The following is a 21704-nucleotide window of genomic DNA, read 5'->3' as shown; positions in this document are numbered from 1 at the left end:
CTCAAACCAGTGCGGCCTGATAGCGCTGGGCTACTTCAGGCCAATTGATCACGTTGTAGAACGCATTGATGTATTCCGGCCGCCGGTTCTGGTAACGCAGGTAATACGCGTGCTCCCACACGTCCAGACCGAGAATCGGGGTATTGCCATTCATCAACGGGCTGTCCTGGTTACCGCTGCTCTCGACCACCAGGGTCTTTTGCGGGGTCACGCTGAGCCAGGCCCAACCGCTGCCGAAACGGGTGAGCGCGGCCTTGGTGAAGGCTTCCTTGAAGCGCTCGAAACCACCCAACTGCTCATCGATTGCCTTGGCCAGCGCACCGTCCGGCTTGCCTCCGCCAGTTGGCGCCATCACTGCCCAGAACAACGAATGGTTGGCATGGCCACCGCCCTGGTTGATGACCGCCGCCCGCAGCTTCTCCGGCAACTGCTGGACCCCGGCCACCAGTCTTTCCACCGACCAGTCGGCCCATTCAGTGCCTTCCACGGCCGCGTTGAGGTTGTTGATATAGGTCTGGTGATGCTTGGTGTAGTGAATCTCCATGGTCTGCGCGTCGATGTGCGGTTCCAGGGCGTCGTAGGCGTAGGGCAATGCAGGCAAGGTAAAGGACATATCAATGTGCTCCGTAATGAGGGGCATTCGGGGTCGCGGCGCCGGAAGTCGATTGCGCGACATTGCGCTCCAGCAGGCGATGCGTACGGGGGTATTCACCGTACTCACTGATGAAGTTGAGCAACTCGACGTAGGTCTTGCTGCTCTGGCGCAACGCAGCTTCCCGCAGCGCTGGCGCCAGGCGGTTGTCCTGCATGGTCTGCAACAGCCGCTGATGGATGGCGCAGAGGTATTCCGCGCTCTCCTCCGGCTGGTTCAGGCGCAGGTGCAGGTCCGCCAGGTTGTGATGGGAGATGACACAGGCCGCGACCGCTTCATCGGCATCGCTCCAGCGCTCGAACAACACCTGCGCCAGGGCCAGGGCCTGCAAGTAATACTCACGGGCGTCCACCAGGTCGCCCTGCATGAAGAAACGGTTTGCCCTTTCGATCGTGCGTTTCCAGTGCTCCATGGTGAACCTCCAAAGCAATGTCGGGATTTACACGCCGCCCGCGGTGAGTTTTTCCGGGTCGAGCAGGATCTCCAGCTGGCTGCGTGACAGATCAGTGTGTTCAAGGGCGACGTCGATTACCGGGCGCCCCTGCTTGTAGGCGGTCTTGGCGATTTCAGCGGCCTTCTGGTAACCGATGATCGGGTTGAGCGCCGTGACCAGGATCGGGTTGCGCGACAGCGCCTCCTTGAGCTTGGGCTCGTTGACCTTGAAGCTGGCAATCGCCTTGTCCGCCAGCAGGCGGCTGGAGTTGGCCAGCAGCTCGATGCTGCTCAACAGGTTCTGGGCGATGATCGGCAGCATGACGTTCAGCTCGAAGTTGCCCGACTGCCCCGCCACCGTGATCGTGGTGTCGTTGCCGATCACCTGGGCCGCCACCATCGCCGTGGCTTCCGGAATCACCGGGTTGACCTTGCCCGGCATGATCGAGGAACCCGGTTGCAACCCTTCCAGCTCGATCTCGCCGAGGCCGGCCAGAGGCCCGGAGTTCATCCAGCGCAGGTCGTTGGCGATCTTCATCAAGGTGACCGCGATGGCCTTGAGCTGGCCCGAGACCGCCACCGCGGTGTCCTGGGAACCGATCAGGGCAAACAGGTTCTTGCCCGGCGTGAACTGCACCTGGGTCAGGCTGCTCAGTTGCCGGCTGAAACCCACGGCGAACTGCGGGTGGGCGTTGATCCCGGTGCCCACCGCGGTACCGCCCTGGGCCAGGGATTGCAGGCTCGGCAGCAGATCCTGCAGATGACCGATATTGGCCTTGAGCTGCTGCGCCCACCCTTCCAGCACCTGGCTCATGCGCACTGGCATCGCGTCCATCAGGTGAGTGCGACCGGTCTTGATGAACGGATGGACCTCGACCGCCTTGCGTTCGATGACCTGTACCAGATGCACCAGCGCCGGCAGCAGTTGTTCATGCAAGCCCAGCGCGGCGCTGACGTGAATAGTGGTCGGGATGATGTCGTTGCTGCTCTGCCCGCAGTTCACATGGTCGTTGGGGTTGACCGGCTCGCCGAGCAGACGGCTGGCCAGGGTGGCGATGACTTCGTTGGCGTTCATGTTGGAACTGGTGCCGGACCCGGTCTGGAAGATATCCACCGGGAAGTGCTGCATGAAATCGCCTTCCAGCAGGCCCTGGGCGGCATCGACTATGGCCTTGCCCTGGGATTCGCTCAGTTGCTTGAGTTCGACGTTGGCCTTGGCCGCGGCCGCCTTGGCCAGGATCAGCGCGCGGATGAACTGCGCCGGCATGCGCTGGTGGCTGATGGGAAAGTTATCCACTGCACGCTGGGTCTGTGCGCCATACAGCGCCTGCTCCGGAACATGCAGCTCGCCCATGCTGTCGCGTTCGATACGGGTATTACTCATCGGGAAATCCTTGCACCAGTTCGATAAGGGGAATGGATGGCAGCAACGAGCAGGTCGCCAGTTGCCAGGCATGGCTTTGCCAGCGCTTGAGCCGGCATTTGCAGAAAGACAGGCGTTCCAGGTCACGCAACGGACGCCAGGCCTGGTCCAGGCACTGGCTGCGCCAATGCCAGGGCAGCGCGGTATCGGTAGCGGTATCGAGCAACAGGCGAAATGAGGTTTCGGCGATCAGCCAGGGCGAGGTGGCGGTGCAACACGCCAGGTAGCGCCCTTCAGCCAGGTAATGCTCGATCAGGCGCGGCTCGTCCGGATCGAGGGCACAACGGATCTGGCGGCTCATCCAGCGCCAGCTTTCGAGGTAAGGCTGCTCGTGCAAGGCAGAACTCATGACCTGGGCTCATTCGATAATGAGATTTATTATTATATGATATTGAGAATCAAAACAAGCTCGAGACCAAGCGAGCCCTGCACAGGTGGCTAGGGTTGGTCAGTGTTCAAAAGCCGGGCAATAAAAAAGCGCGCGCCCCCGGACGGGACGCGCGCTTTCGTTGCCGCTGCTGCGATTTAGCTGCCGGCGACCGTCATGCGTTCGATCAATACCGAACCGGTGCGGATGTTGCTGCGCAGCTCCAGATCGTTACCCACGGCGATGATCTGCTTGAACATGTCGCGCATGTTGCCGGCAATGGTCACTTCCTGGACAGCGAACTGGATTTCTCCATTTTCGACCCAGAAACCGGCCGCGCCCCGAGAGTAATCGCCGGTGACCATGTTCAGCCCGTGGCCCATCAGCTCGGTGACCAGCAGGCCCCGGCCCATGCGGCGCAGCAAGGCCGCCTGGTCTTCCTCGCCATGGGTCACGAACAGGTTGTGCACGCCACCGGCGTTGGCGGTGCTGGGCAGGCCGAGCTTGCGCCCGGAATAAGTCCCCAGAACGTAGGACACCAGTTCGCCGTTCTCGACGAAAGGCTTGGCGTAGGTAGCCAGGCCATCGCCATCGAAGGCCGAGCTGCCCAGGGCGCGCATCAAGTGCGGACGCTCATCGATGGTCAGCCACTCGGGGAACAGCCGCTGTCCCAGCGCGCCCTCGAGGAAGGACGACTTGCGGTACAGGTTGCCGCCGGAAATCGCCCCCAGGAAACTGCCGAACAATCCACCAGCCAGTTCCGCGGAAAACAGCACCGGCACTTCGCAGGTCGGTACCGGGCGCGCGCCCAGACGACTCGCGGCCCGTTGCGCGGCGCGCTGGCCGATGGTCACCGGGTCCGTCAGCAGATGGCCCTGGCGATTGACGTCATACCAGTAGTCACGCTGCATCTGGCCGTCGGCCTCGGCGATCATCACGCAGCTCAAGCTGTGTCGGGTCGAGGCGTAACCGCCGATAAAACCGTGGCTGTTGCCGTACACACGGCAGCCCTGGTGGGTGCTCAGGGTAGTGCCGTCGGCGTTCTTGATCCGGCTGTCGGCGGCAAAGGCCGCGGCTTCACAGGCCAGTGCCCGTTCGATGGCTTGCTCCGGGGTAATGTCCCAAGCGTGAAACAGGTCGAAGTCCGGCACGTCCCGGGCCATCAGCGCGGCATCGGCCAGCCCCGAGCTTTCGTCTTCCGAGGTGTGCTTGGCGATGGCCAGGGCCGCGGCAACGGTTTCGCGAATCGCCTCGGGACCACTGGCCGAAGTGCTGGCCGAGCCCTTGCGCTGACCGACGTAGAGCGTGATGCCAAAACCCTGGTCGCGATTGAATTCGACGGTTTCCACTTCCCGCTGGCGAACCGAAGTCGACAGGCCCTGCTCCAGAGAAACCGCCACTTCGCAGGCACTGGCGCCCTGGCGCTTGGCCTCGGCGATGATCTGCTCGACTTGTTCCTGCAGTGCCGGCAAAGCCTGCGGGCCGACGCTTTGTGCTGCACTCATGGTTTTCTCCACTCAAATTCTGCTTTCGGTTAAGGCCTTCGAGCGACCGGGCCGGACAAGCGGCCCCCGACTGGTTATCATGGCGGCGTTTCTTTGCGGACTGCCACCATGGTTGATTCTTACGACGACTCCCTCGATGGGGAGAAAAGCAAATCCCAGGTCAAACGCGAGCTGCATGCTCTGGTTGACCTCGGCGAGCGCCTTACAACACTCAAGCCCGACTTGCTGAACAAACTGCCGTTGACCGACGCCCTGCGCCGGGCCTTGGCGGATGCGCCCAAGCATGTCGCCCATATCGCGCGTAAACGCCACCTGCAATTCATCGGCAAGCTGATGCGCGATCAGGACACCAGCGCGATCCTGGTGCTGCTGGACCAGCTCGACGCCTCGACTCGCCAGTACAACGAACGTTTCCATGGCCTGGAGCGCTGGCGCGATCGCTTGATCGCCGGCGATGACGCGGTCCTGGAGAAGTTCGTCGCTGACTATCCGGAAGCGGATCGTCAGCAGTTGCGCTCCCTGATTCGTCAGGCCCAGCATGAGGTGGCCCATAACAAGCCGCCTGCCTCCAGCCGTAAAATCTTCAAATACATCCGCGAGCTGGACGAGACTCAACGCGGCCTGCGCTGAGCCTCGATCCGGGTGGGTTGCCCTGCAACTCACCCGCCGCTTCACGCCTCAAGCGCCCGTGCCACCCACGGTGATCGCATCGATCTTCAAGGTCGGCTGGCCGACACCCACCGGCACCGACTGCCCATCCTTGCCACATGTCCCCACGCCACTGTCCAGCGCCAGGTCGTTACCGACCATCGACACCCGGCTCATGGCTTCCGGCCCGTTGCCGATCAGGGTCGCGCCTTTGACCGGCGCGGTGATCTTGCCGTCTTCGATCAGATACGCCTCACTGGTGGAGAACACGAACTTGCCACTGGTGATGTCCACCTGACCGCCACCCAGGTTGGCGCAGTAGATACCTTTTTTCACCGAGGCGATGATTTCCGCCGGATCGCTTTCGCCACCCAGCATGTAGGTGTTGGTCATGCGCGGCATCGGCAGGTGCGCATAGGATTCGCGGCGACCGTTGCCGGTGCGGGCCACGCCCATCAGGCGGGCATTGAGCTTGTCCTGCATATAGCCCTTGAGCACACCGTTCTCGATCAGGGTAGTGCACTCGGTCGGGGTGCCTTCGTCGTCGATGCTCAGCGAACCACGCCGCCCGGCCAGGGTGCCATCGTCAACGATGGTGCAGAGTTTCGAGGCCACCATCTCGCCCATGCGCCCACTGTAGGCCGAGCTGCCCTTGCGGTTGAAATCGCCTTCCAGGCCGTGACCCACCGCTTCGTGCAACAGCACGCCGGACCAGCCGGAACCCAGTACCACCGGCAGAGTGCCAGCTGGCGCAGGGATGGCTTCCAGGTTGACCAGTGCCTGACGCAAAGCCTCACGGGCGTAACCCATGGCGCGGTCCTCACTGAGGAAATAACGGTAATCGGTGCGCCCGCCGCCGCCATGACCGCCACGCTCGCGGCGGCCGTTCTGCTCGACGATTACGCTGACGTTGAAGCGCACCAAAGGCCGCACATCCGCCGCCAGGCCACCGTCGGTGGAGGCTACGAGAATGCGCTCCCAGACCCCGGCCATGCTGACGCTGACCTGCTGGATGCGTGGGTCTAGAGCGCGGGTCGCGGCGTCGACACGCTTGAGCAGCTCGACCTTTTCCGCGCGGCTGATGACTTCCAGGGGGTTGTCCGGCGCATACAGCTGGGCCACGTCCTGGGTGGTAAAGGCCTGCACGGTGCCGTTCTGCCCGGCACGGGAAATCGAGCGCGCGGCCCGGGCAGCCAGGCCAAGCGCTTCGAGGGTGATGGCATTGCTGTAGGCAAAGCCGGTTTTCTCACCCGACTGCGCCCGCACGCCAACGCCCTGGTCCAGATTGAAGCTGCCTTCCTTGACGATGCCGTCTTCCAGCGACCAGGACTCGGAAATCTGCCCCTGGAAATACAGGTCGGCGGCATCGATGCCCGGGCCGGCCAGATCGCCGAGCACGCCCTGCAGGCTTTCCAGGGTCACGCCGCCGGGCGCCAGAAGGTGTTCACTGACTGAAGATAACAACCCGCTCATATGCTTTACGCCTTAAATTCGTCGTTCTTAAGCAAGTCGCTGCGCGCCTTGCGAGAAAAAGCGCCGGTGACTGGCCACCGGCATGCGCGCCCGGATGGACGCCTGTTCGCTGCTGTCGCGCTCGGCCAGCAGCACGGCCTCGTCTTGATCCTGTTGCGCCAGCACCCGGCCCCAGGGGTCGACGATGGCCGCATGGCCGAAGGTCTCCCGGGGTCCCGGATGAATGCCGCCCTGCGCCGCCGCCAGCAGGTAACACTGGGTTTCGATGGCCCGGGCACGGATCAGTACATCCCAATGCGCCGCGCCGGTCACGGCGGTGAACGCCGAAGGAGCGCTGATCAGTTCCGCCCCGGCGGCTCGCAATTCGCTGTACAGCTCGGGGAAACGCAGGTCGTAGCACACGGTCAGGCCAACCCGGCCCACCGGCGTATCCGCCACCACCACCTGCTCTCCATGAGCATAGTCATCCGACTCCCGGTAACGGCCGCGATTGTCGGCCACGTCCACGTCGAACAGATGCAGCTTGTCGTAGCGCGCCACTTGCTCGCCGTGCTCGTCGATCAACAGCGAACAGGCACGGGCCTTGGCCTCCGGCTGGTCCACCGGGGGCAGCGGCAAGGTGCCGGCCACTATCCATAACTTGAGGTCGCGGGCGGTCTGTTTCAACCAGGGCAGGATCGGACCTTCGCCCTGGGCCTCGGCACGACCGATGGCCGCCGCGTCGCGGCGTCCCATGGCGGCGAAGTTCTCTGGCAGTACGGCCAGCCGCGCACCGCCGGCAGCCGCCTGTTCCAGCAGGCTGCGCGCCTGCTGCAAATTAGCCAGCACGTCGCTCTGGCTGACCATTTGAATCACCGCGAGAGACATGGCGCACTCCAGGTTGGATATGTGGCCATGCTACTCCATAGACCCGGGCCGCGGTTTTTCAAAAAGGCTTGTCGAAGGTGATTTTCGGGTCCTTCCAGGGCCCCTTGACGCTGTACTGGACGCTGGCGAAGCGCGACACCCGGTCGCCGATCAGCTTGTCGATCAGGAACAGCGCCCCGCCGACCGCCGGCGCACCGACGATCAGCGCGGCGATCGGCAGGTTGTTGGTCACCGGCAGCGTCACCAGCAGCTTCGAATCCACCTGGTCGGCCACCAGGTCCAGGGTGCCATTGAGTTCCAGGTTGCTCGACGGCCCGGTCAGGGTGATGGGTTCGCGGGTCACGTAGACGCCGTTGCTGGCCACCAGCAAACCCTTGACCCGGTCGTAGCTCAGGCCCTTGCCGAACAGGTCGGAGAAGTCCAGGCGCAGGCGCCGGCCGATGGAGTTGAAGTTCAGCAGGCCGAAGACCCGCAGGGCCTGTGCCCCGCCTTCGACTTCCACGAACTGGCCTTTGCGCAGGGTCGCATCCAGGCTGCCCGAGAACCGCTTGAGCCCGACCCAGGCCGGCGACCCGGGCCAGCGCCCGTCCACATCCATATGGAATTCTTCGCTGGTCACGGTCGGCGCAAAGCCCCAGCCCTTGAGCACGTCCGCCAGGTTCTTGCCGCCCAGGCGGCCCTTGTACCAGCTGGTGGCCGCGCCGGGTTCGCCTTCCCAGCCGCCGGCGCCTTGCAGGACCATGCCCTTGAGGCCCAGGTCGAGGCTGTTGAAGGCCATGCCCTTGGCGGTCGGGCGCACTTTCAGCGACCAGGCGCCGATCAGGTCGTTGCCCTGGTACAGCTGATTGATCGAGAGATCCAGCGCCGGGACTTTCTTCGGGTCGACCGAGGCCAGCGGGTCCGGTGCGTTCTCGTCGGCCTGCACCGTCGGATCGGCGGCTGGCAGGCGCACGTACTGCAGATTGACCGCCATCGGCGCGGCCTTGGCATCGGGAATCGCCACGTTGCCCTTGGCCTGCTGGCTGTCGAGCTGCAGGGCCCAGGAGGATGGCTTGCGCGTCAACTGCACACGGGCCTCATCCAGGGTTGTGCCAAAACCGCTGAGCTTGCCGACCCGGAAGTCGGCGCCACTGAGCAGTTGCTTGGCGCTACCGCCCGCGTCCTGCCCGGCATAGCGATCGACCAGCGCCTTCCACGGCTCCACATCCAGTTCCGACAGCACACCGCGCACCCGCAGGCCCTTGCCCCCCGGCAACACGGCGTCGCCCTCGCCGAGGAACAACTCGCCACGGCCATCGGCAAAATTGCCGCTCGGCGCAGCGAAAGTAAAGTTGGCCAGATCGCCGTAATCGAACCAGTAACGCCGCTCGGCGCCCTGCAAGGTCATGCGCAATACACTGTCACGCCCCTGGCTGGCCGCTATGCCGAAAGGCGCGGGCAAGTCGACGGCAACCCCCTTGAGGCTGGAACTGACCATCAGTTGGCTGTCCGCACCGTCGAGGTTGAGCTGCAGCTGGTAGGGAATATCGCCGGAAACCGGCAACGGCTGGTTGTATTTCAGCCACTCCGTGAGCTTATTGACCGACACCTGGCCCTTGGCGACGACCCGGGTATCGAGCTTGCCGGGACGGCCATCGGCAAAGATCTGCGCGGTCACCGGGCGCTCGAAGGCCTGGGCGCTGATGCCCTGGCCGCTCAAGCCTTTGCTGCTGTCGAAACGGAAATCGCCCTTGAGCTGGCTCAACTCCAACTCCGGTTCGCTCAACTTGAGCCGTGCCTTGTTGGTCTTGAAGTCCACCAGCACCTTCGGCTCTTCGCCCTTGACCAGCGGGATATCCAGCTTCAGCTTGCCCTGCAGGTCGCCCTCGCCCTGCCAGCCGGCAAAGGTCGGGCCCGTGCCGATCGGCGCTTCCTGAAGAATTTTCAGACCATCACCCAGGCCGCCGGCGAACTCGCCGTCGATGAACATATGGGTGCTTTGCCCCGCGGGTACATGGGGAATATTGACGTAGACGTCGCTCACCTGGGTGTCGAGCAACTGGCCCTTGCTGGCCAGGATGCGCACACCGCTGTCCTCGATGAACACATCGCCGCTGACCTTGCCGATATGCGGCCAGCCCGGCTGGAAGGCCAGCTCGGCATCGTGCACCTTGAAGAACAGGCTGATGCTGCGCGCGGTGTCGGCCGCGCCATGGTTCAGCGAACCCTGGTACTGGAAGAAACCTTCATCCACCGCGCCCTTGAGGATCGCCGTGCGCAGCCATTCGTCCAGGGCCGGGCTGAGCACTTCGGGCAGGTACTTGGCAGTATAACGACCGTCGCCATCGACCAGGCCGACCCGCAGGTCCATATAGTCTTCCTGGGTGTGGTCGAAATGCAGGCGGATCAGGAAGTCGCCGGCGATCTTGCCCTCCTCGCCCAGGACCTTGAGGTACGGCGCGATCAGGGTGAAACCCTGCTGGTCGAGCTTCCAGGTCAGCCGGGCATTGGCCTGGAGGTACTGCCAGGGCTTGGCGAAGATCGGGTCCAGGTGCAAGGCAAAGTCCTTGCTGTCCATGCGCAACTCGCCCTGCCCCAGGTCGCCGCTGATGCTGCCGCTGACGTTACGGGCCGCCGGCGCGCCGTGATAGGCGTTAAACCCGACCTGTTCCAGGTTGGCAGCAAAACTCAGGCGCTGATCGCCGCTGACCTGCGGCCGGAAGTCGAACAGGATGTTGCGCAGCGCGCCCGTGACCTTGAGGTTGTCGATGATGGTCGCGACCTTTTCCGGCAACGGCGCCCAGGCATCCAGGACCGGCGTGAGCGGCGTCAGGTCGAGGCGGTCGGCCTGCAAGTGCCAGAGCTCTTCGGCACTGTTGACGGTACCGGTCTGTTGCAACTGCAGGCGGGACTCCCAGCGCGTCTCGCCGATGTTCATGGCCAGCGAGTCGAAGGCGACGCTGAGGCCCTGGTCGTTGCGCTGGAAATAGGCATTGAGCGCCAGGTTCTTCACGGTGATTGGTTTGCGCTCGTCATAGGCCCCGCTGACCTGCGGTGCATTCAGGCGCGCGACCAGGCTCTGCAATAAACCATCGCCCCAGCTGAGCCAGAAATCGCCACCGGCCTTGAGCTCGGAGAACTTCCACTGCTGGGTCACGTGCGGCGGTAGCCATTTCGCCCAGTTGCTTTGTGGCAGGCTCAGGTAAGCGTCGACCTGCCCTTCGCGCCAGGCGCTGGCGCGGATTCGCGTGCGCAAGCTGACCGCCAGAGGCTGGCCGTCCGGCAGGGTCAGGCGCGCATCCAGGCGTTGACGGCTGGGGCCGGCACGCAGATTGAGGCCAACGTAGGTCAAGGCGATCGCGGGATGGTCGAGCGGTTGCAGGGTCACCTGACTGTCGAGCACCGACAGCTCACTGACCATCTGCATGCGGTTGAGCAACTGCTCGGGGTCGATAGGCTGGTTATCCCGCACCGGCAGGCCTTCGAGCGCCCAGCGCCCATCCGGACCTTCCTTCAGGCTCAGGTTGAGGCCACTGAACTCAAGATGCTTGATCCGCAGCTGGCGCGCCAGGGCGCTGCCGGGCAGATCGGGCGCCACCCGCACCTGATCCAGGCGCAAGGCATTGGCGCCCTCGCCGACTATCACGTCGCGGGCCAGCAGGATCGGCGAAAAACCGCTCCAGCTGCCTTCCAGCCGGCCGACCTGCACCGGCATGCCCAGGGCTTCCTGAGCCTTGGCCTGGACCTCGGCCTGATATTCAGCCACCAGCGGGGTCAGTTCCCGACCCAGGCTGACGTACAAGGCCGTCAGCACCAGCAGCAATGCACAAAGCCCCAGCCCCCAGCGGGTCAGAGCAGCGAGAAAGCGCATCAGACGCTCCATGTCAGTTGGCCCCCGTGGCAAGAGTCATGCACAACGAGGCCAGCTGTATCCGGTAAATGTAAGGTACGCGGACTCAGAGCAGCACCACGTCGTATTGTTCCTGGGAATACATGGTTTCGACCTGAAAACGGATGGTCCGGCCGATAAAGGCCTCCAGTTCCGCGACGTTGCCCGACTCTTCGTCAAGCAGCCGGTCGACCACTTTCTGGTTCGCCAGGACCCGATAACCTTCGGCCTGATAGGCCCGCGCCTCCCGCAGGATTTCCCGGAAGATTTCGTAGCAGATGGTCTCCGGGGTTTTCAGCTTGCCGCGGCCCTGGCAGCTGCTGCAGGGTTCGCACAGCACCTGCTCCAGGCTCTCCCGGGTACGCTTGCGGGTCATCTGCACCAGGCCCAGCTCGGTGATGCCGATGATGTTGGTCTTGGCATGATCGCGCTCCAGCTGTTTTTCCAGGGTGCGCAGCACCTGGCGCTGGTGTTCTTCATCCTCCATGTCGATGAAGTCGATGATGATGATCCCGCCCAGATTGCGCAGGCGCAGCTGGCGGGCAATGGCGGTCGCCGCTTCGAGATTGGTCTTGAAGATGGTTTCTTCGAGGTTGCGGTGACCGACGAAAGCCCCGGTGTTGACGTCGATGGTGCTCATGGCTTCCGCCGGGTCGACCACCAGGTAACCACCGGACTTGAGCGGCACCTTGCGCTCCAGGGCTTTCTGGATTTCGTCTTCGACGCCATACAGGTCGAAGATCGGCCGCTCGCCCGGATAGTGTTCCAGGCGATCGGCGATTTCCGGCATCAGTTCGGCGACGAACTGCGTGGTTTTCTGGAAGGTTTCCCGGGAGTCGATGCGGATCTTCTCGATCTTCGGGCTGACCAGGTCGCGCAGCGTCCGCAGGGCCAGGCCCAGGTCTTCGTAAATGACGCTGGGGGCGCCGATGGTCTTGATCTGCGCGCCGATCTGGTCCCACAGGCGGCGCAGGTAACGGATGTCCATCATGATTTCGTCGGCGCCCGCGCCCTCGGCGGCGGTACGCAGGATAAAACCACCGGCTTCCTTGATGCCTTCCTGGGCCACGCAATCGCTGACCACCTGTTTCAGGCGCTCACGCTCCGCTTCGTCCTCGATCTTCAGCGAGATGCCGACATGGGCGGTGCGCGGCATGTACACCAGGTAACGCGAAGGGATCGACAGCTGGGTAGTCAGGCGCGCGCCCTTGGAGCCGATCGGATCCTTGGTCACCTGCACCACCAGGCTCTGCCCTTCATGGACCAGGGCGCCGATGCTTTCCACCGCCGGCCCTTCGCGCAGGGAGATTTCCGATGCATGAATGAACGCCGCGCGATCCAGGCCGATATCGACGAACGCCGCCTGCATGCCGGGCAGAACCCGAACCACCTTGCCTTTATAGATATTGCCGACAATTCCGCGACGCTGGGTACGCTCGACATGGACTTCTTGCAGCACACCGTTTTCGACCACCGCCACGCGCGACTCCATCGGCGTGATGTTGATCAGAATCTCTTCACTCATGGCAGGGTCTCGTTCAGGCATATTCACTATGGATGGCCGCATCAGCAGGTACGGCGCTTAGCGCACTGCAAGGTTTTGCCAACAGGGTATGCCGAAATGGCCAAGTAGTTCTGCGGTTTCGCATACCGGCAAGCCGACGACAGCGGAATAACTGCCATTGAGCCCTGCCACGAATATCGCCGCAAGCCCCTGGATGCCATAGCCGCCGGCCTTGTCACAGGGCTCGCCGCTGGCCCAGTAGCGGGCTGCCTCGTCATCGCCGATCGCCCGGAAGCGCACCAGGCTGCGCACCACCCGCGACTCGCAGCGCTGGCCATCGAGCACGGCAATGGCGGTCAGCACTTCATGTTCGCGATCCGACAGGGCCATGAGCATCGACTGCGCATCGGCCTGGTCCAGGGGCTTGCCAAGAATTCGCCCATCCAGGACCACCGCGGTGTCTGCGCCCAGGACACAGGCCGCAGACGGGTCATCGGCGATCAGCGCATACCCGGCCGCCGCCTTGTCGCGCGCCAGGCGCTCGACATAGGCCACCGGGCTTTCATCGGGGAAAGGAGTTTCGTCGATATCCGCGCTGATGGCGGTAAAAGGCACGCCGATCTGCGTGAGCAGTTCGCGTCGACGGGGCGAGCCTGAGGCGAGGTAAAGCGATTTCATCAAGACATCTCCCTGTCGAGGTACGGGCAAATGCCTGACCGAATCAGTTGATTTTGAAACGTCGGCGCAACCCGCGCAAACCGAAGCTGACCCAAGGCCAGAGCAAGGCACTGACCAATGCCGGCAGAACCAGCGCAAGGGTCGGTTGACGGTTGCCGGTCAAGGCGCTGAGCCACAGCTGGACCAGTTGCGCCAGGCCGAAGATCACCAGGATCACCAGGCTTTGCTGCCACATCGGGAACATGCGCAAGCGTTGTTGCAACGACAGCACCAGAAAAGTGATCAGGGTCAGGATCAGCGCGTTCTGCCCCAGCAATGTGCCGTACAGCACATCCTCGGCCAGCCCCAGGCACCAGGCCGTGACCATGCCGACCTTATGCGGCAGGGCCAGGGCCCAGAACGCCAGCAGCAAGGCCAGCCAGAGCGGGCGCAGGATTTCCATGAATTGCGGCAAGGGGGACACGCTGAGCAGCATGCCGATGGCGAAGGTCAGCCAGACCATCCAGCCGTTTCGGGACATTATTCTCTTCCTCCCGTGGAGGCCGGGGCCGCGGCAGGCGGCTTGGGCGCGGCGGATCTGGTGACGGCTGGCTTGACCGGAGCCGGATGGGCCACGGGCTTGACCGGGGTCGCGGCGGCGGGTGTCGCGGGGGCAACGGCTGGAGCAGCCGGAGCAGCTGGAGCGGTCGCGGCCGCTGGCGTCGCGGGCACGACAGGCTTGGGCACCGTGGCCGGAATCACTGGCGTGACCGCACCGCCCTGCTGATCCTGCGCTTCCTGAGCCTGGGCGGCGTCGTTGGCACGCTCTTCGGCGGTGCGGTTATCGCTGAACACCAGCAGCAGGTAACGGCTGCGGTTCAAGGCGGCCGTCGGCACGGCGCGCACTATGGCAAATGGCTGGCCGGAGTCATGGATCACCTCCTTGACCGTCGCTACCGGGTAACCCGCCGGGAAACGCTGTCCCAGGCCGGAACTGACCAGCAGGTCGCCTTCCTTGATGTCCGCGGTGTCGGCCACATGACGCAGTTCAAGGCGCTCCGGGTTGCCGGTACCGCTGGCAATCGCCCGCAGACCGTTGCGGTTTACCTGGACTGGAATGCTGTGGGTGGTGTCGGTGAGCAGCAGCACGCGAGAGGTGTAAGGCATCAGCTCGACCACCTGCCCCATCAGGCCACGGGCGTCGAGCACCGGTTGCCCGAGCACCACGCCGTCGCGCTCACCCTTGTTGATGATGATGCGATGGGTGAAGGGGTTGGGGTCCATGCCGATCAGTTCGGCCACTTCGACCTTCTCGTTGACCAGCGCGGAAGAGTTGAGCAACTCACGCAGGCGAACGTTCTGCTCGGTCAAGGCGGCGAGCTTTTGCATGCGGCCCTGGAGCAACAGGTTTTCGGTCTGGAGTTTTTCGTTTTCGGCGACCAGCTCGGTGCGGCTGCCAAACTGACTGGCCACACCCTGCCATAGCCGTTGCGGCAGGTCGGTGATCCAGTAGGACTGCATCAGCACCAGCGACATTTGGCTACGCACTGGCTTGAGCAGTGTGAAGCGGGCATCGACCACCATCAGCGCGACCGATAGCACGACCAGCACCAACAGGCGTACGCCCAATGAGGGGCCTTTGGCGAAAAGCGGTTTAATAAGCCGCTCCTCCCAGGCAAATGTTCTCTTTATTCATACGGCTTCAAACCGGCCTGGAGCAGAATGACAGAAGATAAACGCCAACAGGCAGCACTGCAAAGTGCTGCCTGCGAGCGGAACACATGGATGCACCCGGCGCGATTATTCGCTGGAGAGCAGGTCCATGGTGTGTTTGTCCATCATTTCCAATGCACGGCCACCGCCGCGGGCTACGCAGGTCAGCGGGTCTTCGGCGACGATCACCGGCAGACCGGTTTCCTGGGCCAGCAGCTTGTCCAGGTCACGCAGCAGGGCGCCGCCACCGGTCAGCACCAGACCGCGCTCGGCGATGTCCGAAGCCAGTTCCGGAGGCGATTGCTCCAGCGCGCTTTTCACGGCCTGAACGATGGTTGCCAGGGACTCTTGCAGAGCTTCCAGCACTTCATTGGAGTTCAGGGTGAATGCGCGTGGCACGCCTTCGGCCAGGTTACGGCCACGAACGTCGACTTCACGGACTTCGCCGCCCGGGTAGGCAGTACCGATTTCCTGCTTGATGCGCTCGGCGGTGGACTCGCCGATCAGGCTGCCGTAGTTGCGACGCACGTAGGTGATGATCGCTTCGTCGAAACGGTCGCCGCCGACACGTACGGATTCGGCGTACACCACACCGTTCAGGGAGATCAGGGCGATCTCGGTGGTACCGCCACCGATATCCACGACCATCGAACCGCGGGCTTCTTCGACCGGCAGGCCGGCACCGATCGCGGCCGCCATCGGCTCCTCGATCAGGAACACTTCACGGGCACCGGCACCGAGGGCCGATTCACGGATGGCACGACGTTCAACCTGGGTGGACTTGCATGGAACGCAGATCAGCACACGAGGGCTGGGCTGCAGAAAACTGTTTTCGTGAACCTTGTTGATAAAGTATTGCAGCATCTTTTCGCAGACACTGAAGTCGGCGATCACGCCGTCCTTCATCGGACGAATGGCAGCAATGTTGCCCGGAGTACGACCGAGCATGCGCTTGGCTTCGGTACCGACAGCCACAACACTTTTCTGATTACCGTGGGTCCGAATGGCCACAACCGATGGTTCATTCAGGACAATACCGCGCTCGCGCACGTAAATAAGGGTGTTGGCAGTGCCCAGGTCAATGGAAAGATCGCTGGAAAACATGCCACGCAGTTTCTTGAACATGGGAAAGGGACCCTAGGCAACGCGTGGGTAAAAAAGTGCGGCAAACTCTAACAACGACAGGGATTTTGGGCAAGGCGCCAATATGTTAAATTGACTGCTTTTCTGTGCACCAACCCCCACAATCGCGGCCGTAAGACCGTAGAAATGCGGTAGTGTTCCGACAATCTAACACACGGACGAGATCCGTTCTGTTTTCCACTGGAGAATCCCATGGCGCTTGAACGCTCCGACGTGGAAAAAATCGCTCATCTGGCCAGCCTTGGCCTCAATGAAGCCGATCTTCCACACATCACCTCCGACCTGAACAGCATTCTCGGGCTGGTGGATGCAATGCAGGCAGTCGATACCGACGGTATCGAGCCCCTGGCCCACCCGCTGGAAGCCAGCCAGCGCCTGCGCGCAGACGTTGTGACCGAGTCCAATCATCGCGAGGCCTATCAGTCCATCGCACCAGCGGTCGAAAACGGCCTGTACCTGGTTCCGAAAGTCATCGACTAAAGGGAAAGAGCCTGCAATGCATCATATGACTCTGGCTGAGATCGCCCGCGGACTCGCCGACAAGAAGTTTTCCTCCGAAGAGCTGACCAAGACCCTGCTGGCGCGTATCACCCAGCTCGACCCGCAGCTCAACAGCTTCATCAGCCTCACCGAAGATCTCGCGCTGCAGCAGGCCAAGGCCGCTGACGCCCGTCGCGCGAACGGTGAGAGCGGCGCCCTGCTCGGCGCGCCGATCGCCCACAAGGACCTGTTCTGCACCCAGGGCATCCGCACCAGCTGCGGCTCGAAGATGCTCGACAATTTCAAGGCGCCCTACGACGCCACCGTGGTCGCCAAGCTGGCCGCTGCCGGGACCGTGACCCTGGGCAAGACCAACATGGACGAATTCGCCATGGGCTCGGGCAACGAGACCAGCTATTACGGCGCGGCGAAAAACCCGTGGAACCTGGAACGCGTTCCGGGCGGCTCGTCCGGCGGTTCGGCCGCCGCGGTGGCCGCGCGCCTGCTGCCTGCCGCCACCGGCACCGACACCGGCGGCTCGATTCGCCAGCCGGCGGCGCTGACCAACCTCACCGGCCTGAAGCCGACCTACGGTCGCGTTTCGCGCTGGGGCATGATCGCCTACGCCTCCAGTCTCGATCAGGGCGGCCCACTGGCACGCACCGCCGAAGACTGCGCGATCCTGCTGCAAGGCATGGCCGGCTTCGACCCGCAGGACTCCACCAGCATCGACGAACCGGTACCGGACTACAGCGCCAGCCTCAACGGCTCGCTGCAGGGCCTGCGCATCGGCGTGCCCAAGGAATACTTCAGCGCCGGCCTCGACCCGCGCATCGCCGAGCTGATCCACAACAGCGTCAAGGAGCTGGAAAAGCTCGGCGCGGTGATCAAGGAAATCAGCCTGCCGAACATGCAGCACGCCATCCCGGCGTACTACGTGATCGCTCCGGCGGAAGCCTCCTCCAACCTGTCGCGCTTCGACGGCGTGCGGTTCGGCTATCGCTGCGAAGATCCGAAGAACCTCACCGACCTGTACAAGCGTTCCCGTGGCGAAGGTTTCGGCAGTGAGGTGCAGCGCCGGATCATGGTCGGTGCCTACGCCCTGTCGGCCGGTTACTACGACGCCTACTACCTGAAGGCGCAGAAGATCCGTCGCCTGATCAAGAACGACTTCATGGCTGCCTTTAATGAAGTCGACATCATCCTTGGCCCGACCACGCCGAACCCGGCCTGGAAAATCGGCGACAAGAGCAGCGACCCGGTCGCTGCGTATCTGGAAGACGTTTACACCATCACCGCCAACCTCGCGGGTCTGCCGGGCTTGTCCATGCCCGCCGGCTTCGTCGACGGCTTGCCGGTCGGCGTGCAACTGCTCGCCCCGTATTTCCAGGAAGGCCGTCTGTTGAACGTTGCCCACCAGTATCAGTTGCACACTGACTGGCACACCCGCACACCAACCGGCTTCTGAGGAGAAACACATGCAATGGGAAGTCGTGATCGGGCTGGAGATTCACACCCAGCTCACCACCAAATCGAAGATTTTCTCCGGTAGCTCCACCGCCTTCGGCGCCGAGCCCAACACCCAGGCCAGCCTGGTAGACCTGGGCATGCCCGGCGTACTGCCGGTGCTGAACCAGGAAGCAGTGCGCATGGCAGTCATGTTCGGCCTGGCCATCGACGCCGAGATCGGCCAGCACAACGTGTTCGCCCGCAAGAACTACTTCTACCCCGACCTGCCCAAGGGCTACCAGATCAGCCAGATGGAACTGCCGATCGTTGGCAAGGGCCACCTGGACATCCCGCTGGAAGACGGCACGGTCAAACGTGTCGGCATCACCCGCGCGCACCTGGAAGAAGACGCCGGCAAGAGCCTGCACGAAGAGTTCAGCGGCGCCAGCGGCATCGACCTGAACCGCGCCGGCACCCCGCTGCTGGAAATCGTTTCCGAGCCGGACATGCGCAGCGCCAAGGAAGCCGTGGCCTACGTCAAGTCGATCCACGCCCTGGTGCGTTACCTGGGGATCTGCGACGGCAACATGGCCGAAGGCTCCCTGCGTTGCGACTGCAACGTCTCGGTACGCCCGAAAGGCCAGGCCGAGTTCGGCACTCGCTGCGAGATCAAGAACGTCAACTCGTTCCGCTTCATCGAGAAAGCCATCAACTCGGAAGTCCAGCGCCAGATCGAACTGATCGAGGACGGCGGCAAGGTCATCCAGCAGACTCGCCTGTACGACCCGAACAAGGACGAGACCCGTCCGATGCGCAGCAAGGAAGAAGCCAACGACTACCGTTACTTCCCCGACCCGGACCTGCTGCCAGTGGTCATCGAGGACTCGTTCCTCGACCAGGTACGCGCCACCCTGCCGGAACTGCCACCGCAGAAACGCGAGCGCTTCCAGGAGCAGTTCGGCCTGTCGGTCTACGACGCCAGCGTGCTGGCTTCGAGCCGCGAGCAGGCGGACTACTTCGAGCAGGTGGTGAAGATCGCTGGTGACGCCAAGCTGGCGGCCAACTGGGTCATGGTCGAGCTGGGCAGCCTGCTGAACAAGCAGGGCCTGGAAATCGACGAGGCGCCAGTCTCGGCCGAACAACTGGGCGGCATGCTGCTGCGCATCAAGGACAACACCATCTCCGGCAAGATCGCCAAGACCGTGTTCGAAGCCATGGCCAATGGCGAAGGCCAGGCCGACGAGATCATCGACAAGCGCGGCCTCAAGCAGGTTACCGACACCGGCGCCATCTCCGCCGTGCTGGACGAAATGCTGGCGGCCAACGCCGAGCAGGTCGAACAGTATCGCGCCGCCGATGAAGCCAAGCGCGGCAAGATGTTCGGCTTCTTCGTCGGCCAGGCGATGAAGGCTTCCAAAGGCAAGGCCAACCCGCAACAGGTCAACGAACTGCTGAAAAGCAAACTCGAAGGCTGATAGCGGCGTGGATGGCGGGCATTCGATAGTGCGCCGCCCTGTGCAGGAGCGAACTTGCTGGCGATACGTTGTCTCAAACACAACGCTATCGCGAGCAAGTCCGCTCCTGCATTTGCATTTAGGGCTCCCTTTTATGAAGTCGCTACTGGCTGCCTGCTCCCTGCTCTTTCTCCTGGCCGGCTGCGCCAGCCATGTCATCGACCCGCGGGGTTACGACAAGACCGGCGTCGCCTCCTATTACGGCGCCAAACACCACGGCAAACGCACCGCCAGCGGCGAACCCTTCAACCAGCACGGCATGACCGCCGCGCACCGCGAGCTGCCGTTCGGCACCCGCGTCAAGGTCACCAACCTCAATAACGACAAGAGCGTCGTGGTCCGGATCAACGACCGTGGCCCGCATACCCGCGGCCGCCTGATCGATTTGTCGCGTGCCGCCGCGCAACAGTTGGGTATGATCAGAAGCGGCACCGCCAAGGTGCGCGTGCAAGCCATCAGCGACTGACCCACGGAGCCCTGATCATTTTCGGATTAACCGATTTACCGCTGCTCAGCGTCCTTCAATTGTTCAGCGGCCTGGTCCTGCTGGTCGCCGGCGCCGAGTTACTGGTACGCGGCGCGGTCCGCCTCGCCGCCCGCCTGCGTGTACGGGCACTGATCATCGGCCTGAGCATCGTCGCCTTCGGCAGCAGCGCGCCGCAGATGGCCGTCAGCCTGCAAGCCACCCTGGCCGAAAACACCGACATCGCCGTCGGCAGCGTGATCGGCAGCGGCATCTTCAACATCCTGGTAACCCTCGGCCTGTCCGCCCTGATCATCCCGCTGCGGGTATCGCGCCAGCTGGTGCGGCTGGACATTCCGTTGATGATCCTCGCCAGCCTGCTGGTGTTCGCCCTGGCCTACAACGAAGAACTGACACCCCTCGACGGCCTGATCCTGCTGGCCACCCTGGTCCTCTACCTGGGGTTGTTGCTGCGCCAGTCGCGGCACTCGGCGCGCCCGCAGTCCCAGCAAGCCCCCGACGCGCCCCGCCCGCACTGGCTGAGCAGCCTGTCGTGGATGATCGGCGGCCTGCTCCTGCTGGTGTTCGCCGGCCACCTGTTGGTCGAAGCAGCGGTGGAAGTCGCCACCGACCTGGGGCTGTCCGAGCGCATCATCGGCCTGACCATAGTTGCCGTCGGCACCTCCCTGCCGGCCCTGGCCACCTCGCTGATCGCCGCCTTGCGTGGCCAACGCGACATTGCCGTGGGCAACGTCATCGGCAGTAACCTGTTCAACCTGCTGGGAGTCCTGGGTTTCACCGCCCTGGTGGCGCCCACGCCCCTGTCGGTATCGCCCAACGCCGTGGACTTCGACCTGCCGGTGATGCTCGGCGTCGCCGTGTTGTGCCTGCCGGTGTTCTATTCGGGTTATCGGGTCACCCGCGCCGAAGGCCTGCTGTTTCTCGGCCTGTACCTGGCCTATGGGCTGCACGTGGTGTCCTTCACCACCGGCATGCCGCTGGCCGGCAAGCTGGAAGACTTGATGCTGTTTTTCGTCCTGCCAGTGCTGGTGGCGTTCCTGCTGTTCAGTTCGCTGCGGGCCTGGCGCCGCCAACATAAAAAAGGGGAAGCGCAATGAGCGAGAATAAAAAGCAGGGCGTGGAGATGCGCCGCCAGGTGATGGGCGATGCCTTCGTCGATCGCGCCCTGGGCAACGCCACCGAGTTCAGCCAGCCGCTGCAGGACTTCGTCAACGAACATGCCTGGGGCAGCGTCTGGAACCGCGAAGGCCTGCCGCTGAAAACCCGCAGCCTGATCACCCTCGCCGCCCTGACCGCGCTCAAGTGCCCGCAGGAACTCAAGGGACATGTCCGTGGTGCCCTGAATAACGGCTGCACGGTGGAAGAGATTCGCGAGGCGCTGCTGCATTGCGCGGTGTATGCCGGCGTACCGGCGGCGATCGACGCGTTCCGCGCCGCCCAGGAAGTGATCGACACCTACCAGAAACCCGAGTGATCTGTAGGAGCGAGGCTTGCCCGCGATAGCGGTCTGCCTGATACACCGCTA

At 63.3% G+C, this 21704-nt stretch carries 20 protein-coding genes; 7 read left to right on the top strand and 13 right to left on the bottom strand.

From position 1 onward, the window contains the following. Position 1 precedes the first annotated feature (1 nt). The 5 genes from PVZ78_RS02340 to pmbA all read right to left on the bottom strand — a co-directional run bounded on the left by PVZ78_RS02340 (position 2) and on the right by pmbA (position 4379). Complete coding sequence (locus tag PVZ78_RS02340) at positions 2–613, bottom strand: superoxide dismutase (RefSeq protein ID WP_009046997.1); 612 nt, start codon at positions 611–613, stop codon at positions 2–4. A gap of 1 nt (position 614) precedes the next feature. Then, complete coding sequence (locus tag PVZ78_RS02335; RefSeq protein WP_009046996.1) at positions 615–1064, bottom strand: hypothetical protein; 450 nt, start codon at positions 1062–1064, stop codon at positions 615–617. Between the two features lie 27 nt (positions 1065–1091). Then, positions 1092–2468 carry a class II fumarate hydratase gene (locus tag PVZ78_RS02330; RefSeq protein ID WP_038630613.1) on the bottom strand — a complete coding sequence of 459 codons (1377 nt, stop codon included), beginning with the start codon at positions 2466–2468 and terminating at the stop codon, positions 1092–1094. Further along, positions 2461–2856: a hypothetical protein gene (locus PVZ78_RS02325; RefSeq protein WP_007929895.1), complete on the bottom strand. Its 396-nt coding sequence runs from the start codon at positions 2854–2856 to the stop codon at positions 2461–2463. Before PVZ78_RS02325 ends, PVZ78_RS02330 begins: the two co-directional genes overlap by 8 nt. A 176-nt stretch (positions 2857–3032) precedes the next feature. Continuing rightward, positions 3033–4379, bottom strand: a complete 1347-nt coding sequence (pmbA, locus tag PVZ78_RS02320) for a metalloprotease PmbA (protein WP_009046994.1) — start codon at positions 4377–4379, stop codon at positions 3033–3035. 108 nt (positions 4380–4487) lie between these two features. Between pmbA and yjgA the strand changes: the two genes are divergently transcribed. Continuing rightward, complete coding sequence (gene yjgA, locus PVZ78_RS02315; RefSeq protein WP_009046993.1) at positions 4488–5009, top strand: ribosome biogenesis factor YjgA; 522 nt, start codon at positions 4488–4490, stop codon at positions 5007–5009. Positions 5010–5057: 48 nt separating this feature from the next. On the opposite strand, the gene tldD is transcribed toward yjgA, so the two are convergent. The 8 genes from tldD to mreB form a co-directional block, all read right to left on the bottom strand. Continuing rightward, positions 5058–6500 carry a metalloprotease TldD gene (tldD, locus tag PVZ78_RS02310; protein WP_007929903.1) on the bottom strand — a complete coding sequence of 481 codons (1443 nt, stop codon included), beginning with the start codon at positions 6498–6500 and terminating at the stop codon, positions 5058–5060. Between the two features lie 27 nt (positions 6501–6527). Continuing rightward, positions 6528–7367 carry a carbon-nitrogen hydrolase family protein gene (locus PVZ78_RS02305; RefSeq protein ID WP_257374911.1) on the bottom strand — a complete coding sequence of 280 codons (840 nt, stop codon included), beginning with the start codon at positions 7365–7367 and terminating at the stop codon, positions 6528–6530. Between the two features lie 58 nt (positions 7368–7425). Continuing rightward, positions 7426–11229 (bottom strand): YhdP family protein, encoded by a 3804-nt coding sequence (locus tag PVZ78_RS02300; RefSeq protein ID WP_273828173.1) that lies wholly within the window; start codon positions 11227–11229, stop codon positions 7426–7428. A 73-nt stretch (positions 11230–11302) separates the two neighbouring features. Next, on the bottom strand, positions 11303–12760 hold the full coding sequence (gene rng / locus PVZ78_RS02295; RefSeq protein ID WP_007929907.1) for a ribonuclease G: 1458 nt from the start codon (positions 12758–12760) through the stop codon (positions 11303–11305). A 57-nt stretch (positions 12761–12817) separates the two neighbouring features. After that, complete coding sequence (locus tag PVZ78_RS02290) at positions 12818–13417, bottom strand: Maf family protein (protein WP_053268213.1); 600 nt, start codon at positions 13415–13417, stop codon at positions 12818–12820. A gap of 43 nt (positions 13418–13460) precedes the next feature. Continuing rightward, positions 13461–13937 (bottom strand): rod shape-determining protein MreD, encoded by a 477-nt coding sequence (mreD, locus tag PVZ78_RS02285; protein ID WP_009042183.1) that lies wholly within the window; start codon positions 13935–13937, stop codon positions 13461–13463. Continuing rightward, positions 13937–15055: a rod shape-determining protein MreC gene (mreC, locus tag PVZ78_RS02280; RefSeq protein ID WP_080684153.1), complete on the bottom strand. Its 1119-nt coding sequence runs from the start codon at positions 15053–15055 to the stop codon at positions 13937–13939. The genes mreD and mreC overlap by 1 nt, the downstream gene beginning before the upstream one ends. Before the next feature lie 141 nt (positions 15056–15196). Beyond that, on the bottom strand, positions 15197–16234 hold the full coding sequence (mreB, locus tag PVZ78_RS02275) for a rod shape-determining protein MreB (protein ID WP_002555108.1): 1038 nt from the start codon (positions 16232–16234) through the stop codon (positions 15197–15199). Between the two features lie 210 nt (positions 16235–16444). On the opposite strand from mreB, the gene gatC reads away from it, so the two are divergent. From gatC to PVZ78_RS02245, 6 genes are all read left to right on the top strand, one after another. Then, positions 16445–16732 (top strand): Asp-tRNA(Asn)/Glu-tRNA(Gln) amidotransferase subunit GatC, encoded by a 288-nt coding sequence (gene gatC / locus PVZ78_RS02270; RefSeq protein WP_009042181.1) that lies wholly within the window; start codon positions 16445–16447, stop codon positions 16730–16732. A 16-nt stretch (positions 16733–16748) separates the two neighbouring features. Continuing rightward, positions 16749–18200, top strand: a complete 1452-nt coding sequence (gene gatA / locus PVZ78_RS02265) for an Asp-tRNA(Asn)/Glu-tRNA(Gln) amidotransferase subunit GatA (protein ID WP_053277460.1) — start codon at positions 16749–16751, stop codon at positions 18198–18200. A 10-nt stretch (positions 18201–18210) separates the two neighbouring features. Then, positions 18211–19656, top strand: coding sequence for an Asp-tRNA(Asn)/Glu-tRNA(Gln) amidotransferase subunit GatB (gene gatB, locus PVZ78_RS02260; protein WP_025806413.1), 1446 nt, complete (start codon positions 18211–18213; stop codon positions 19654–19656). A 133-nt stretch (positions 19657–19789) separates the two neighbouring features. Continuing rightward, positions 19790–20161 (top strand): septal ring lytic transglycosylase RlpA family protein, encoded by a 372-nt coding sequence (locus PVZ78_RS02255; RefSeq protein ID WP_009046986.1) that lies wholly within the window; start codon positions 19790–19792, stop codon positions 20159–20161. 41 nt (positions 20162–20202) lie between these two features. Continuing rightward, entirely contained in the window at positions 20203–21276 is a 1074-nt protein-coding gene (locus PVZ78_RS02250) for a calcium/sodium antiporter (RefSeq protein ID WP_273828175.1), read from the top strand. Continuing rightward, positions 21273–21653 carry a carboxymuconolactone decarboxylase family protein gene (locus PVZ78_RS02245; protein WP_025806411.1) on the top strand — a complete coding sequence of 127 codons (381 nt, stop codon included), beginning with the start codon at positions 21273–21275 and terminating at the stop codon, positions 21651–21653. The genes PVZ78_RS02250 and PVZ78_RS02245 overlap by 4 nt, the downstream gene beginning before the upstream one ends. Positions 21654–21704 lie beyond the last annotated feature (51 nt).

The sequence above is a fragment of the Pseudomonas sp. SBT1-2 genome, from assembly GCF_028640875.1.
GTDB lineage: Bacteria > Pseudomonadota > Gammaproteobacteria > Pseudomonadales > Pseudomonadaceae > Aquipseudomonas > Aquipseudomonas chlororaphis_I.
Note: the sequence above shows the minus strand (reverse complement) of the source record. Positions and strands in the feature narration are given on the sequence as shown.

Bases quoted from the DNA above. Each gene is read 5' to 3' on its own strand.
- PVZ78_RS02290 (WP_053268213.1), bottom strand. From the start codon at position 13,417: ATGAAATCGCTTTACCTCGCCTCAGGCTCGCCCCGTCGACGCGAACTG.
- yjgA (WP_009046993.1), top strand. From the start codon at position 4,488: ATGGTTGATTCTTACGACGACTCCCTCGATGGGGAGAAAAGCAAATCC.
- gatA (WP_053277460.1), top strand. From the start codon at position 16,749: ATGCATCATATGACTCTGGCTGAGATCGCCCGCGGACTCGCCGACAAG.
- PVZ78_RS02300 (WP_273828173.1), bottom strand. From the start codon at position 11,229: ATGGAGCGTCTGATGCGCTTTCTCGCTGCTCTGACCCGCTGGGGGCTG.
- PVZ78_RS02305 (WP_257374911.1), bottom strand. From the start codon at position 7,367: ATGTCTCTCGCGGTGATTCAAATGGTCAGCCAGAGCGACGTGCTGGCT.
- PVZ78_RS02325 (WP_007929895.1), bottom strand. From the start codon at position 2,856: ATGAGTTCTGCCTTGCACGAGCAGCCTTACCTCGAAAGCTGGCGCTGG.
- gatC (WP_009042181.1), top strand. From the start codon at position 16,445: ATGGCGCTTGAACGCTCCGACGTGGAAAAAATCGCTCATCTGGCCAGC.
- gatB (WP_025806413.1), top strand. From the start codon at position 18,211: ATGCAATGGGAAGTCGTGATCGGGCTGGAGATTCACACCCAGCTCACC.
- PVZ78_RS02245 (WP_025806411.1), top strand. From the start codon at position 21,273: ATGAGCGAGAATAAAAAGCAGGGCGTGGAGATGCGCCGCCAGGTGATG.
- PVZ78_RS02335 (WP_009046996.1), bottom strand. From the start codon at position 1,064: ATGGAGCACTGGAAACGCACGATCGAAAGGGCAAACCGTTTCTTCATG.
- PVZ78_RS02340 (WP_009046997.1), bottom strand. From the start codon at position 613: ATGTCCTTTACCTTGCCTGCATTGCCCTACGCCTACGACGCCCTGGAA.
- tldD (WP_007929903.1), bottom strand. From the start codon at position 6,500: ATGAGCGGGTTGTTATCTTCAGTCAGTGAACACCTTCTGGCGCCCGGC.
- rng (WP_007929907.1), bottom strand. From the start codon at position 12,760: ATGAGTGAAGAGATTCTGATCAACATCACGCCGATGGAGTCGCGCGTG.
- mreD (WP_009042183.1), bottom strand. From the start codon at position 13,937: ATGTCCCGAAACGGCTGGATGGTCTGGCTGACCTTCGCCATCGGCATG.
- pmbA (WP_009046994.1), bottom strand. From the start codon at position 4,379: ATGAGTGCAGCACAAAGCGTCGGCCCGCAGGCTTTGCCGGCACTGCAG.
- PVZ78_RS02330 (WP_038630613.1), bottom strand. From the start codon at position 2,468: ATGAGTAATACCCGTATCGAACGCGACAGCATGGGCGAGCTGCATGTT.
- PVZ78_RS02255 (WP_009046986.1), top strand. From the start codon at position 19,790: ATGAAGTCGCTACTGGCTGCCTGCTCCCTGCTCTTTCTCCTGGCCGGC.
- mreB (WP_002555108.1), bottom strand. From the start codon at position 16,234: ATGTTCAAGAAACTGCGTGGCATGTTTTCCAGCGATCTTTCCATTGAC.